Source organism: Streptomyces sp. NPDC002886 (assembly GCF_042888445.1).
Taxonomy (GTDB): domain Bacteria; phylum Actinomycetota; class Actinomycetes; order Streptomycetales; family Streptomycetaceae; genus Streptomyces.
Window position 1 is genome coordinate 871,043 of record NZ_JBIAPV010000003.1, and the last position, 12,171, is coordinate 883,213.

The 12,171-nt window shown below is 72.0% G+C and carries 14 protein-coding genes; 9 read left to right on the forward strand and 5 right to left on the reverse strand.

Features of this window, described 5'->3' with window-relative positions:
- Position 1 precedes the first annotated feature (1 nt).
- The gene (deoC, locus tag ACFYYB_RS16245; protein ID WP_266912778.1) at positions 2-964 is read right to left on the reverse strand and encodes a deoxyribose-phosphate aldolase; all 963 of its coding nucleotides are present in this window, start codon (positions 962-964) and stop codon (positions 2-4) included.
- 158 nt (positions 965-1,122) lie between these two features.
- On the opposite strand from deoC, the gene ACFYYB_RS16250 reads away from it, so the two are divergent.
- The 7 genes from ACFYYB_RS16250 (at position 1,123) to ACFYYB_RS16280 (ending at position 6,354) form a co-directional block, all read left to right on the forward strand.
- Positions 1,123-1,530: a hypothetical protein gene (locus ACFYYB_RS16250; protein WP_389435861.1), complete on the forward strand. Its 408-nt coding sequence runs from the start codon at positions 1,123-1,125 to the stop codon at positions 1,528-1,530.
- A 295-nt stretch (positions 1,531-1,825) separates the two neighbouring features.
- Positions 1,826-2,842 (forward strand): hypothetical protein, encoded by a 1,017-nt coding sequence (locus tag ACFYYB_RS16255; protein ID WP_389435862.1) that lies wholly within the window; start codon positions 1,826-1,828, stop codon positions 2,840-2,842.
- A 341-nt stretch (positions 2,843-3,183) separates the two neighbouring features.
- On the forward strand, positions 3,184-4,116 hold the full coding sequence (locus ACFYYB_RS16260) for a hypothetical protein (protein ID WP_389435863.1): 933 nt from the start codon (positions 3,184-3,186) through the stop codon (positions 4,114-4,116).
- Positions 4,117-4,198: 82 nt separating this feature from the next.
- Positions 4,199-4,828, forward strand: a complete 630-nt coding sequence (locus tag ACFYYB_RS16265; protein WP_389435864.1) for a class F sortase — start codon at positions 4,199-4,201, stop codon at positions 4,826-4,828.
- 25 nt (positions 4,829-4,853) lie between these two features.
- Positions 4,854-5,471 (forward strand): PH domain-containing protein, encoded by a 618-nt coding sequence (locus tag ACFYYB_RS16270; RefSeq protein ID WP_389435865.1) that lies wholly within the window; start codon positions 4,854-4,856, stop codon positions 5,469-5,471.
- Positions 5,472-5,521: 50 nt separating this feature from the next.
- On the forward strand, positions 5,522-6,091 hold the full coding sequence (locus ACFYYB_RS16275) for a VanZ family protein (RefSeq protein ID WP_389435866.1): 570 nt from the start codon (positions 5,522-5,524) through the stop codon (positions 6,089-6,091).
- A gap of 50 nt (positions 6,092-6,141) precedes the next feature.
- Positions 6,142-6,354: a PspC domain-containing protein gene (locus ACFYYB_RS16280; RefSeq protein WP_389435867.1), complete on the forward strand. Its 213-nt coding sequence runs from the start codon at positions 6,142-6,144 to the stop codon at positions 6,352-6,354.
- 39 nt (positions 6,355-6,393) lie between these two features.
- Here the strand turns inward: ACFYYB_RS16280 and ACFYYB_RS16285 are convergent, their stop codons facing one another.
- The 3 genes from ACFYYB_RS16285 to ACFYYB_RS16295 all read right to left on the reverse strand — a co-directional run bounded on the left by ACFYYB_RS16285 (position 6,394) and on the right by ACFYYB_RS16295 (position 8,939).
- Entirely contained in the window at positions 6,394-7,212 is an 819-nt protein-coding gene (locus ACFYYB_RS16285) for a sensor domain-containing protein (RefSeq protein WP_389435868.1), read from the reverse strand.
- Between the two features lie 166 nt (positions 7,213-7,378).
- The gene (locus tag ACFYYB_RS16290) at positions 7,379-7,651 is read right to left on the reverse strand and encodes a hypothetical protein (protein ID WP_389435869.1); all 273 of its coding nucleotides are present in this window, start codon (positions 7,649-7,651) and stop codon (positions 7,379-7,381) included.
- Between the two features lie 139 nt (positions 7,652-7,790).
- The gene (locus ACFYYB_RS16295) at positions 7,791-8,939 is read right to left on the reverse strand and encodes an adenosine deaminase (protein WP_327304966.1); all 1,149 of its coding nucleotides are present in this window, start codon (positions 8,937-8,939) and stop codon (positions 7,791-7,793) included.
- A gap of 114 nt (positions 8,940-9,053) precedes the next feature.
- Here ACFYYB_RS16295 and ACFYYB_RS16300 point away from each other — a divergent pair, with 114 nt between their 5' ends.
- Positions 9,054-9,776 (forward strand): alpha/beta hydrolase, encoded by a 723-nt coding sequence (locus ACFYYB_RS16300; protein ID WP_389435870.1) that lies wholly within the window; start codon positions 9,054-9,056, stop codon positions 9,774-9,776.
- A gap of 305 nt (positions 9,777-10,081) precedes the next feature.
- A complete protein-coding gene (locus tag ACFYYB_RS16305; protein ID WP_389435871.1) occupies positions 10,082-11,245 on the forward strand; it encodes a LuxR C-terminal-related transcriptional regulator in 1,164 nt (387 codons plus the stop codon).
- Here the strand turns inward: ACFYYB_RS16305 and ACFYYB_RS16310 are convergent.
- The gene (locus ACFYYB_RS16310; protein WP_389435872.1) at positions 11,181-12,122 is read right to left on the reverse strand and encodes a LysR family transcriptional regulator; all 942 of its coding nucleotides are present in this window, start codon (positions 12,120-12,122) and stop codon (positions 11,181-11,183) included. The genes ACFYYB_RS16305 and ACFYYB_RS16310 overlap by 65 nt on opposite strands.
- Positions 12,123-12,171: the final 49 nt, after the last annotated feature.

Below are 12,171 nucleotides of genomic sequence, written 5' to 3' on the forward strand. Positions count from 1 at the left end.
ATCAGTCCACCGTCACGTAGTCGGGACCGGAGTAGCGGCCGGTGCTCAGCTTCTGGCGCTGCATCAACAGGTCGTTGAGCAGGCTGGAGGCTCCGAAGCGGAACCAGTGGTTGGACAGCCAGTCCTCGCCCACGGTCTCGTTGACCAGGACCAGGAACTTGATCGCGTCCTTGGTGGTCCGGATGCCGCCGGCCGGCTTCACGCCGATCTGGATTCCAGTCTGCGCCTTGAAGTCACGGACGGCTTCGAGCATGAGGAGCGTGTTCGCGGGGGTGGCGTTGACGCCGACCTTGCCGGTCGAGGTCTTGATGAAGTCCGCCCCGGCCATCATGCCGATCCAGGAGGCGCGGCGGATGTTGTCGTACGTGGACAGCTCGCCGGTCTCGAAGATCACCTTGAGGCGGGCCGCGCTGCCGTCGGGGCGGACGCAGGCCGCCTTGACGGAGCGGATCAGCTCGTAGGTGTCGAGGTAGTGGCCGGCGAGGAAGGCTCCACGGTCGATGACCATGTCGATCTCGTCGGCGCCGGCGGCCACGGCGTCGGCCGTGTCGGCGAGCTTGACGGGCAGGGCCGCGCGGCCGGCCGGGAAGGCGGTGGCGACGGAGGCGACCTTGACGTCGGCGCCGTTCAGGGCGGCCTTGGCCGTGGCCACCATGTCCGGGTACACGCAGACGGCGGCCGTCATGGGCGTGGTGCGGTCGGTCGGATCGGGGTTGGCGGCCTTGGCGGAGAGCGCCCGGACCTTGCCCGGGGTATCCGCGCCTTCCAGCGTCGTCAGGTCGATCATCGAGATGGCGAGGTCGATGGCGTACGCCTTGGCCGTCGTCTTGATCGAGCGGGTGCCGAGGGAGGCCGCGCGGGCCTCCAGGCCGACAGCGTCGACGCCGGGCAGCCCGTGCAGGAAGCGGCGCAGCGCACTGTCGGACGTCGTCACGTCAGCGAATGCGGTGAGGGTGGTGGGCATGGTCACCACATGAGCATATCTACGCGCGTAGCGGCCTGTCACCCCCTCCCCCCGATTCATTCGGAATCGGACACGCCGTTTTGCGGTGACGCCGCCCGAAGGGGGAACAGATCGTTCACACGCGCAAGATCCTTTCCCCCCACGCCTCAGGAGTCGCCATGCGTTCCGCCCTCCACACGTCCCTCGCCTGCGCCGCCCTCGCGGGCGGATTGCTCCTCCCGGCCGCCGGTTCTTCCCTCGCGGCGTCGGCCCCGGCCTCCCCATGCGTCTCGCCGGTCAAGCGGGTCGACATCGGGGAGGGCGGCGTCGCCGACCTGACCATGTCCCCGGAGGGCCCCAAGGCCTTCGCGCACTCCGCCGACCCGTCCCGGACCTGGTCGCTGACGCTGACCCGTACCGATCCGGAGGGCCGGGACACCCGCATCGTGGACCCGAGCGGCGCGCACCCCCGCTACGAGTGGTCGAACCCCCAGGGCGGCGTGCACACCCCGCTCGGAAGCACCTCCTTCCCCGTGCTGCCCCAGGGGTGCAAGCCCGCCTACGAGATCACGCCGCACCACGGCTGACCCGGCACGACGCCTCTCCCCGCCTCTCCCCGCACCTCGCCGGGCCGCGCTCGTGGCGGCCCGGCGTTCGGCGTTTCCAGGGCTTCCCCGGGTCCGGACAACTGCTAGGCACGGAAGGGGATTTGGTGACTCCGGTGGCAGTTACACGGCCATGACGAGAGGTGGATATTCCACCCACACATGATCCGTAGATTCTTTCTCAGCAGCCCGCCGGCATCACCGGACGAAAGCCCGACCGGAGCAACGCGGAGTGCGGCACACCTTCCCTTTCCGAATTCCGTTTCCAGGAGTCTTCATGCGTTCCGCCGCCCGCACCGCCCTCGCCGCCGCCGTCCTCGCCGGGGCCCTGCTCGCTCCCACCGGGTCCGCCTTCGCCGCCACGCCGGCGCGTCCCGCCGCCGCCTCGTCCACCGTCCCCGACCGCTACGCCGGTACGCCCGTCCTGATCTCCGAGGGCGTGGTCGCGGTGCTGCGGAACAAGTCCGAGGGCCCCGAGGCCTGGGTCCGCGCCGTCCCGAAGGACTGGAAGCAGGGTGACAGCTACATGGGCCGCGTCCTGGCCGTGGTGGACGTCAAGCACCCCACGGCCACGGTCGACGGCCTGCGGCTCCGGTTCGTCGAGGAGGACGTGCACCACCCGCTCCTGTCGGTGACCAAGGACGGCAAGACGACCACCCACCCGTTCCCGAAGGGCCAGGGCCCGGAGTGCCTGTCCGAGCCGGTCAGGCAGTCCATAGGGGCGGGCGCGGTGGCCCTGCTGATGACGGGCCCGAACGGTCCGGTCGCGCAGCTGGAGTTCGCCGAGGAGGGCGAGGGCGGGCACACCTCGCTGACCCGCGCCAACCCCTCCCTGCCGAAGGGCGCCGGCATCGTCGCCCGCATCCTGAACCCGAGCTCCGCCAAGCCGGTCTTCGAGTGGAAGACCCAGGGCGGCTCCACGCCGTACGGCCACGCGACCTTCCCCGCGCTGCCGAAGGGCTGCACCTTCGACTTCACCTTCCAGCCGGCGACCCAGAAGCCGCAGCCGGAGACCAAGCCGTCGACCGGGCCCTCCGCCAAGCCGAGCGCCACCACGCCGACCGGCCCCAAGACGCAGACCGTCGGCCAGACCTCCGTGGTGCCCAAGGGCGGAGTCGCCGCCGGCGCCGTCGTCCCGGCGGCCGCGCCCGCCCCGGTCGCCCCGGTCGCCGCGGCCTCCACGACCGGGGACACCAACAGCGCCACCACGGTGGCGGCCGGCGCCGCTCTGATCGCGGCCTTCGGCGCGCTCGGCGCGAGCGTGGTGCTGCGGCGCCGCCGCGCCCAGGGCTGACAGCTGATCCCCGCCTGTCCGGATCCCGACTCGCCTGCGGCGGGCCACCCTCGGTGGCCCGCCGCAGGCCGTTCCCCGGGTCCTGTCCCGGAGCTTCCCCGGGCGCCAGACGCGCAGGTCACGCGGGTGGCGGCGGGGCATCCCCTGCTCCGGCCCTTTCGGAATCCGACAGCCCGTTTGCTGTTACGCGGCCATGACACGGAGGGGATCGTTCACCCGCACAAGATCCGTACATTTTTTCTCAGCAGCCCGCCACACCTGACCCGGTGAAACCGACCGAACAGACTCAACGCGGCATGCGACTCTCCTCCACTCTCCTCACCCACGCTTCAGGAGTCGTTATGCGTACCGCCCTCCGCACCTCGATCGTCACCGCCGCCCTCGCCGGCGCGCTGCTCGCGCCCGCCGCGGGCGCCGCCTTCGCGGCGTCGGCACCGCACGCGGCCGGCTCGACGAAGGCGGCCGCGTCCCCGGTCGAGAAGATCGACATCGGCGACAACCTGATCGCGTTCGTGAGCAACACGGCGAAGGAGGGGCCCCGCGCCGTGATCCACATCGTGGAGGACGGAGCGACCAGGCCGAAGCCGCTGGTGTCCCTCGACCGGTCGCACACCAAGGAGAAGATCCAGGGCACGCTCTTCGCCCTCACCCACCTGGAGTCGGCCACCCCGCTCCTCGTCGTGGCCAAGGACGGCGGCACCGAGAAGTCCTTCCCCCTGCCGAAGGGCCGGCCCGGCGTCGACTGCCGCTCGGGGCTCAAGCAGGTGGACATGGGCGCCGGCGTCATAGCCGAGCTGCGCGTCGCCGAGTACGGCCCGGTGGCCTCGCTCAGGTCCGCCTCGGGCGACGCCCCCTGGGCCACCCTGAGCCGCAAGGAGCCCTCGCTGCCCAAGTCCGCGGGCATCATGGCCCGGATCGTGAACCCCAGCAGCGCCACACCCGTCTTCGAGTGGAAGACCCAGGGCGGCTCCACGCCGATCGGCCGGACCTCGTTCCCCGCGTTCCCCAAGGGGTGCAAGCCGAACTACGAGTTCGCCAACGACACGCCGCCCGTCACGCCCAAGCCGAAGCCCTCCACCACCCCGGCGAAGCCGAAGCCGGCCCCGCAGACCGTCGTCGTCCCCAAGGGCCCGGTGGCCGCGGGTGCCGAACTGCCGGTCGAGACCGTCACCGACACCGACAACAGCACCACGGTGGCGGCCGGAGCCGGTCTGATCGCGGTCGTCGGCGCGCTCGGCGCCGGCCTGTTCCTGCGCCGCCGCACCCAGGGCTGACCCACACCCCGTTCGGATCCCTACTCGCCTCCGGCGGGCCACCCCAGGTGGCCCGCCGCGGCCCGTTTCACCGGAGCCTCCCTTGAACCGTCGCACCGCCGGCCCGCTGATCGCCGCCGCCCTCCTCGCCTCCGTGCTGACCGGTTGCGGCGGCGCCTCGCCCGCCGCCGCGCCCTCCGCCCCGGCCGTGGCCACGGCCTCCGCGCCGCCCGCCGTCGCCCCGACCTCCGCTCCGGCGGCCCCGGCGACGGCCGCCCCGATGGCCGCTTCGGCGCCCGTACGCGTACGGATCCCCGCGGCCGGGGTCGACGCCTCGCCCCTGCTGTCGCTCGGCCTGGCCGCCGACGGCACCGTCGAGGTGCCCTCCGTGGCCGACGGGGACAAGATCGGCTGGTACGACAAGGGCGTCACCCCCGGTGAGACCGGGCCCGCCGTGCTGATCGGCCACTTCGACACCGTCCGCGGCCCGGCCGTGCTCAAGGACGTCTCCCGCGTCCGCGCCGGCGACGAGGTGACCGTCTCCCGCGAGGACGGCAGCACCGCCGTCTTCCGGGTCCGCGAGCTGGAGCAGGTGGACAAGAAGCGCTTCCCCACCGAGAAGGTCTACGGGAACACCGCCCGCCCCGAGCTGCGCGTGATCACCTGCGGCGGTGAAATCACCGACGGTCACCGGCCCGACAACATCATCCTGTATGCCGATCTCGTGGGCTGAGACGGCTTGAGGCACAATCGGCCGCATGAGCAGCGATCAGCCCACCGAAGAGCCGGCGTACGACGACCGGGTCTACCGCTCCCCGATGGCCACCGTCACCGGGGTGGTGCTGCTGGCGCTGCTCGCGTGGCTCTGCGGGGACGCCGTGGTGCGGGGCGCGGGGAACATCCCGTGGATCGCCCTCGCCGTCGCCCTGTGCGTGACCCCGCTGATCGTCGCGTTCACGGTCCGTCCGGCCGTCTTCGCCGGCGCCGACCGGCTGCGCGTGCGCAACCCCTTCCGGGTCATCGAGCTGCCCTGGGCCGCCGTCGACACCGTGCGCGCCCGGTTCTCCGCCGAGGTGCTGGCGGAGGGGGCGACGTACCAGCTGTGGTCCATTCCGGTCTCCCTGCGGGAGCGCAAGAAGGCCAACCGCCGTCAGGCGGGCCGGCTCGGCCTGGGCAACGGCCAGGCCAAGGCTCCGGACGAGGAGGTCCGCCGCGCCTCCGCCGACCAGATCGTGGAGGATCTGCGGGAACTGCAGGAGCGCGGCGCCTCGCGGCCCGGCGCCCAGGGCTCCGTGAAGGTCTCCTGGTCGTACGAGATCATCGCGCCCGCGGTGTTCGGCGCGCTCATCCTGATTGTGCTGCTCGCCACGGGCTGACCGGCGGTTTCCCCGGAACCGCGGACGCCGGAACCCGCGTCTCCACTGGCGTGCACCGTCTCAAGGGCAACCGTGTCAAGGGCAGCGGCAGCGCCGCGGTACAGCAGTGGATCCGGCTCCTCGCCGGGGTCCTGCTGGTCGCCCACCTCCTCCTCGTCGGCTGGCTGATGCTGCGCCCGCTGGACGTGCCCTGGGCGGCGGCCGCCAATCTGACCCCGCTGGAGGGGATCAGGGCGGACCTCTCCCTCGGGCCCCTGGAGGCCACCCGCCGGATCGGCGGCGGGCTGGCGCTGCTGGCCCCGCTCGGCGTGCTGCTGCCGCTGGTCAGCGGCCGTGTGGAGCTTTCGCCGCTGGCCACGTGGTCCTCGCTGGCCCGGACGGCCGCCGCGGGCGCGCTGGTCTCGGTCGGCATCGAGATGTTCCAGATGGCGGTCCCGGGTCAGGTGGTCGACGTGGATTCGGTGCTGCTGAACACCCTCGGCGTGATGCTCGCGCACGTGGCCGTGATGCCGGCCCTGAGGCTCCGCCTGCGGCGTTCTCAGGGGAGGACCCCGAGAATTACCAGGGTCGGGCTCGGCCCCTGGACCGACGTTCTGTCCTCTGTTCAGCGGGAGTATTGAGGCATCGCGGAAAAACATTCCGCGGACCGCACAACGACCGAGGAGAGACCATGAGCGCCCTTGCCCGCCCCCGTGACGGACGATGGATCGGCGGAGTCTGTGCCGGTCTGGCGCGCCGATTCGGAATGTCCGCGAACACGATGCGGATCATCTTCGTCGTCTCGTGCCTGCTGCCCGGACCGCAGTTCCTGCTTTACCTGGCGCTGTGGGTGCTCCTGCCCAACGAGAAGTCGAGCACCTCTTCCGCCGCCGCCGGCTGGTAATCGGCCGGCCGGAGCGGGCACCACGCGAACAGCGGGAATTCAGCGCGCGGCGCGGACCTTCTGGAGCTGCTTGTCCGCGACCTCGTGCGGGACCTGGGGGGTCTGGCGGCCGCCCGTGACGTTGAGCGCCATGAGGCGCATGACGGTGTCCCCCTGGCGCACGACGACCAGGTGCACCTGGGCGGTGACGCCCTCGGCGGCAGCGGTCGTGGTCCAGCTGACGCTCTCGTCGCCGCCCGTCTTGTAGTCGGCCGCCTTCACGTCGCGGTAGGTGCCGGTCTGCTTCTCGACGGTGGCGGTGAAGCCGCCCGCACAGGCGGCCACGGCGTCCTTCAGCCGGGCGATCAGCGCCTTGGCGTCGGATTCGGCGTAGGAGCTGACGGAGGCGGAGACGGCCAGGCCCAGCTGCTTCTGGGAGCCGATGCCCCGGTTGACGGTCTCGCGCGCCGCCGGGTCGGGCTTGTCGCCCATGATGTCGGCGAGCGGCTGGCAGGCCTTGCGGTCCGCCTGTGGCTGGCCGTCGGGGGCGTTCGGGTTCTTGCCGTTCGCGGAGATCTGGTAGCCGGTCAGGTCGCCCTGTTCCAGGGCGGCGCGCTCCAGCCGGCCGGCGCCCCGCCGGGGGCCGGCCGTACCGCCCGCGGCGGCCGTGGCGCCCGTCTCACCGGCTCCGCCGGTGCCCGCCGAGCCCGAGGCTCCGGCCGCGGCGGACGCGCCGGACGACCCCGCCTGCCCGGGCGCGCTCGCGGAGCCCTTCGGGTCCGGCCCCTTGCCGGAGGCGGGGGTGTTGGTGCTCCCGCAGCCCACCGTCACGGACAGCAGGGCGGGGAGTAGCACGGCCGTGGCCGTTCGTGCCTTCATGCGCATGGTCGCAACCTCATACCCAGGTGTTTGACGGGCAGTTGGCGGTGATCCTGGCACATGCCGCGACGCGGCACACACCTGCTCGAAGAGGTGTGCGCCGCGTGGGCGTGCGTACGAATCGCGTACGGGTCGCGTACGGATCCGAGCGGAGATCCGGAGTGGATCAGGCGCCGAGGCCGCTGGTCGGCAGACCGCCGAGCAGGCCGGTCACCGTGCCGAGCGCGGCGGCCGGGTCGGTCGCCTCGGGGGCCTGCTGGCCGTCCTCGGCGGTCACGTGCTGCTGGCTGGTCGCGCCCTGGACCGCCCCCGTGACGGTGCCCAGCGCGTCACTGAGACCGACTGCGGGGACGGCGGCCGAGGCGGTACCGGCGGCGACGGCGGCAAAGGCGGCACCGAGAGCGGCAACACCGAGGGTCTTGGCAGCTGACTGCTTCATGAAGAATCGTCCTTGCGACGGGGAAATGAGCGGCTCCGCAAACTAGTCACTTCAAACCCCCTCCCGCAAACATCATCAAATACGAGAAAGCGCCCGGGAATTGCTCCTCCCGGGCGCTTTCAGTCCGTCACGCTCTGGCCTAGGCCGAGACGGAACCGCTGGTGGAAGCGGTCTGACGGAACAGCCATTCCGACTTCAGCTCCGCATAACCGGGCTTGATCACGTCGTTGATCATGGCCAGTCGTTCATCGAAAGGAATGAACGCGGACTTCATCGCATTGACGGTGAACCACTGCATGTCCTCGAGCGAGTAGCCAAAGGTGTCGACCAGGTGCTCGAACTCGCGGCTCATGCTGGTGCCGCTCATCAGCCGGTTGTCGGTGTTGACGGTCAGCCTGAAGTGCAGTTTCCGCAGCAGGCCGATCGGGTGTTCGGCGTAGGAGACCGCCGCGCCCGTCTGCAGGTTCGACGTCGGGCACATCTCCAGCGGGATCCGCTTGTCCCGGACGTACGAGGCCAGGCGGCCCAGCGTCACGGAACCGTCGGCGGCGACCTCGATGTCATCGATGATCTTCACGCCGTGGCCGAGCCGGTCGGCGCCGCACCACTGCAGGGCCTGCCAGATCGACGGCAGACCGAAGGCCTCGCCCGCGTGGATGGTGAAGTGGTTGTTCTCGCGCTTGAGGTACTCGAAGGCGTCGAGGTGGCGGGTGGGAGGGAACCCGGCCTCCGCACCGGCGATGTCGAAGCCGACGACGCCGTTGTCGCGGTAGCGGTTGGCCAGCTCCGCGATCTCCAGCGCGCGGGCCGCGTGCCGCATCGCGGTCAGCAGCGCGCCGACGCGGATCCGGTGGCCGTTGGCCTTCGCGCGGCGCTCACCCTCGCGGAAGCCCTCGTTGACCGTCTCGACGACCTCTTCGAGGGTCAGCCCGGCTTCCAGGTGCTGCTCGGGCGCGTAGCGGATCTCCGCGTAGACGACGCCGTCCTCGGCGAGGTCCTCGGCGCACTCGGCGGCCACCCGGAAGAGGGCCGCCTTCGTCTGCATGACCGCGCAGGTGTGGGCGAACGTCTCCAGGTAGCGCGGGAGGGAACCGGAGTCGGCGGCTTCCCGGAACCAGATGCCGAGCTTGTCGGCGTCGCTCTCGGGAAGGTTCTCGTAGCCGACCTCGCGGGCCAGCTCGATGATGGTCCCGGGGCGCAGGCCACCGTCGAGGTGGTCGTGCAGGAGCACCTTCGGGGAGCGGCGGATCTGATCCGGGGTGGGCAGGTTGGGGGTCTCGCTCGTCATCTGGGCACTCTAGCTCCTACGCGCGTAGAGCGGTGAGACGGAGTCCACCCCCGATATGTAACAGTGACCGCGCGGACGGGTGGCGTACACCTCGGCGTCTGAGACTGTTCCGTCATGGCACATGATGCGCCGCCGGCGCGCGGAGCCCGCCTGGGGCGGGCGGCCGGCGCGACCGGCTCGGTCTCAACGGTCAGTGGTGTGGTGCTCCTTCTCCCCGGAGCGTCCAGATTGTCCCCCGGTCCGGTGCGTCCGCTGGCTCGGGCCCTGGCCCGTGCGGGCGCGGCGGACGGGCTGGTCACGCACCAGGTCATCCACGGCGCGGGAACCCGCGAAGGGGACGCCGAGTGGGCCGCGGACGAGGTGGTCCGGATGTACGGGGACGTCCCGGTGTGCCTGGCCGGGTACGACGCGGGCGGCCGGGCGGCGCTCGCCGCGGCCGGCCACGAGGCGGTCAACTCCGTTCTGGCGCTCGCCCCTTCGCTGCCCCGGCAGTCCGCCGAGGACTCCCCCGAACCGGTGAAGCAGCTTTCGGGGCGCCGGGTCCTGATCGTGCACGGCACCAACGACGCGCGCAGCGACCCGGAGTTGTCGTACCGGCTGGCCACGCGGGCGAAGAAGGCGAACCGTACGACGTGCCGCTTCGAGGTGCACTCCGACGGGCACGGACTGCGCGAGCACCAGGACGAAGTCGTGGCCCTGTCCGTGGACTTCGTGCTCGGCTCCGTCTTCAGCGGGCCGTACTCGCGGCCGGTCACCGACGCGCTGGCGGCTCCCCCGCCGCTGGGCCTGCGGATGCCGCTCGCCTCGGGCTACGGCCGGTCCCTGCGACGCGGCTGAAGGCGGCCGGGCGCCGGATGTGGCGGTGGTCGCGCGCGGACGTCCGCGCCGGCCGCACCGGCCCCTCCCGGTCGGACGACACGGGCGGGCCCGGCGCGACCACCTTGAGGCACGCGCCCGCGCGAGGGCGCGGTGCCACGACGGCGAAGCGCGGACCCAAGGGGTGCCCGCGCCCTCCCCCGAGAACGCCGTGGTACCACTGTGCCGGTTAGGCCTATCCTCACGAAGATCGGAGGGCATCGTTTTGGTGCCTTGCGGGAACACGAGGGGTTAACGAATCGGCACAGTCCGGGACGAATATGTATATGCCATCGGATGAAACGGACCAACTGAGCTCCGTGGCGCGGCGTCTCTACGCGTACGCGGCCGAGCGGTACGCCTTCTCCGAGACGGAAGCCGCCGAGTCGCTCGGCGAGTCCGTCGGCGCCGGCCTCGCCGAACTCGCCGCGGCCCACCTGATCCAGCCCCGCTCCCTCCCGGCCGCTGCCCCCGACGGCGGCGCGGACGGCACCGGGGACGGCGCCGAGCCCGCGCCGGTGCGCTGGAGCGCCGTGTCCCCGCGAGCCGCGGTGGCCCGCACGCTGGCCCCGCTGGCCCTGCGGGTGCGCGAGACCCACGACGAGATGGACCGGCTGCGCGAACGGCTGGAGGAGCTGCTCCCCTCCTACGAGGCGGGCACCGACCTGCGCGACCGGGGCGGGGCGAACGCCCTGGAGCTGGTCACCGACCCGGCCGCGCTGCAGGACCTGATCGGGGAACTCGTCGCCTCGGCCGCCACCGAGGTGCTGACCTGCCACCCGGGCGGCGGCCGCAGCACCGCGACCCTGGAGGGAGCGGTGGTACGGGACGAGGCGATGCTGACCCGGGGCGTACGGATGCGCACCCTCTACCAGCACACCGCCCGCTACTCCCGCCCGACGGCGGCCTACGTCGAGCGGGTGACCGCGCTCGGCTCGCAGGTCCGTACCGTCGGCGACGGGCTGATGCGGATGATCCTCGTCGACCGGCACACCGGGCTGATGGAGGTGCAGGACGACATCAAGGCCGCGCTGGTGGTGCGCGAGCCCAATGTCGTCCATTTCATGGTGCAGACCTTCGAGCGCTGCTGGTCGGAGGCCGAGCCCTTCAGCACCACCATCGGGCCGGAGCAGGCCCGTTCCATCTCCGACGAGTTGCGCCAGACCATCGTGCGGCTGCTGGCGGAGGGGCTGGAGGACAAGGTCATCGCCCGTCGGCTGGGCATGTCGGAGCGGACCTGTCAGCGCCACATCGCCGAGATCATGCGGGCGGTGGGGGCCAAGTCCCGTTTCCAGGCCGGGTTCCTGCTGTCGGCGACGGCGGCGGCCTCGGCGGCATCCGCCGCGTCCGCGGCATCCGCCGCACCTGCGGATGCCTCGGCCCCGCTCACGCGCCCTCCGGCTGGAGTTCCGGAATCAGCCGCCCCCGACGGGACAGCAGGAACTTCTTGAACTCCGCCACCGGAGGCGTGTCCGGGTGCCCGTCGCGCCAGGCCACCCCGATCTCGCGGACCGCGCGCGGAGCGGTGACCGTCAGCTCGACGACCCCGGGCCGGGCCACCGCGGGCGGCGGCAGCAGCGCCACACCGAGACCGGCGGCGACGAGCCCGCGCAGGGTCTCGGCCTCCTCCCCCTCGAAGGCGACCCGGGGCGCGAAGCCGGCCTCCGCGCAGAGGTCGTCGGTGATGCGGCGCAGTCCGTAGCCGGGCTCCAGGGTGACGAAGGTTTCCTCGGCGGCCTCCGCGAGGCGGATCCGCTTGCGCGCGGCGAGCCGGTGGTCGTCGGGGACCACCAGGCGCAGCCGCTGCTCGTCGAGCCGCCGGGCCACCAGGTCCGGGGCGTCGGGCAGCGGCGAGGTCAGGCAGAGGTCGAGCTCGCCGGCGCGCAGCTTCTCCAGCATGGCCTCGCCGTAGTTCTGGACGAGCGAGAACCGTACGCCGGGGTGGTCGGCCCGGAAGGCCCGGATCAGGCCGGGCACGGTCTCGGGGCCCAGGGTGTGCAGGAAGCCGAAGGCGACCTTGCCGAAGGACGGGTCGGCGTCCTGCTGTACGGAGCCGGCGGCGCGGGCGATCTCGGCCAGCGAGCGTTCCGCCGAGGCGAGGAAGGTGCGGCCGGCGGTGGTGAGCGCCACCGTACGGCCCTTGCGGGCGAACAGCGTGACGCCCAGGTCCTGTTCGAGGCGGACCATGGCCCGCGACAGGGTGGACTGGGGGACGCCCAGTTCGTGCGCGGCGCGGGTGACGTGCTCGTGCCGGGCGACGGCGGCGAAGTACGCGAGGCGCGGGGCCAGCGCATGTGTCACGGCCATGTCTTCTTCGTAACGACTCATCGATAGCCACCCATCTGACCTGCGCTGATGCACGGATGGATTGATTATC

Coding starts and splice junctions, on each gene's coding strand:
- deoC (WP_266912778.1), bottom strand. CDS start 964: ATGCCCACCACCCTCACCGCATTCGCTGACGTGACGACGTCCGACAGT.
- ACFYYB_RS16250 (WP_389435861.1), top strand. CDS start 1,123: ATGCGTTCCGCCCTCCACACGTCCCTCGCCTGCGCCGCCCTCGCGGGC.
- ACFYYB_RS16255 (WP_389435862.1), top strand. CDS start 1,826: ATGCGTTCCGCCGCCCGCACCGCCCTCGCCGCCGCCGTCCTCGCCGGG.
- ACFYYB_RS16260 (WP_389435863.1), top strand. CDS start 3,184: ATGCGTACCGCCCTCCGCACCTCGATCGTCACCGCCGCCCTCGCCGGC.
- ACFYYB_RS16270 (WP_389435865.1), top strand. CDS start 4,854: ATGAGCAGCGATCAGCCCACCGAAGAGCCGGCGTACGACGACCGGGTC.
- ACFYYB_RS16280 (WP_389435867.1), top strand. CDS start 6,142: ATGAGCGCCCTTGCCCGCCCCCGTGACGGACGATGGATCGGCGGAGTC.
- ACFYYB_RS16285 (WP_389435868.1), bottom strand. CDS start 7,212: ATGAAGGCACGAACGGCCACGGCCGTGCTACTCCCCGCCCTGCTGTCC.
- ACFYYB_RS16290 (WP_389435869.1), bottom strand. CDS start 7,651: ATGAAGCAGTCAGCTGCCAAGACCCTCGGTGTTGCCGCTCTCGGTGCC.
- ACFYYB_RS16295 (WP_327304966.1), bottom strand. CDS start 8,939: ATGACGAGCGAGACCCCCAACCTGCCCACCCCGGATCAGATCCGCCGC.
- ACFYYB_RS16300 (WP_389435870.1), top strand. CDS start 9,054: ATGGCACATGATGCGCCGCCGGCGCGCGGAGCCCGCCTGGGGCGGGCG.
- ACFYYB_RS16305 (WP_389435871.1), top strand. CDS start 10,082: ATGCCATCGGATGAAACGGACCAACTGAGCTCCGTGGCGCGGCGTCTC.
- ACFYYB_RS16310 (WP_389435872.1), bottom strand. CDS start 12,122: ATGAGTCGTTACGAAGAAGACATGGCCGTGACACATGCGCTGGCCCCG.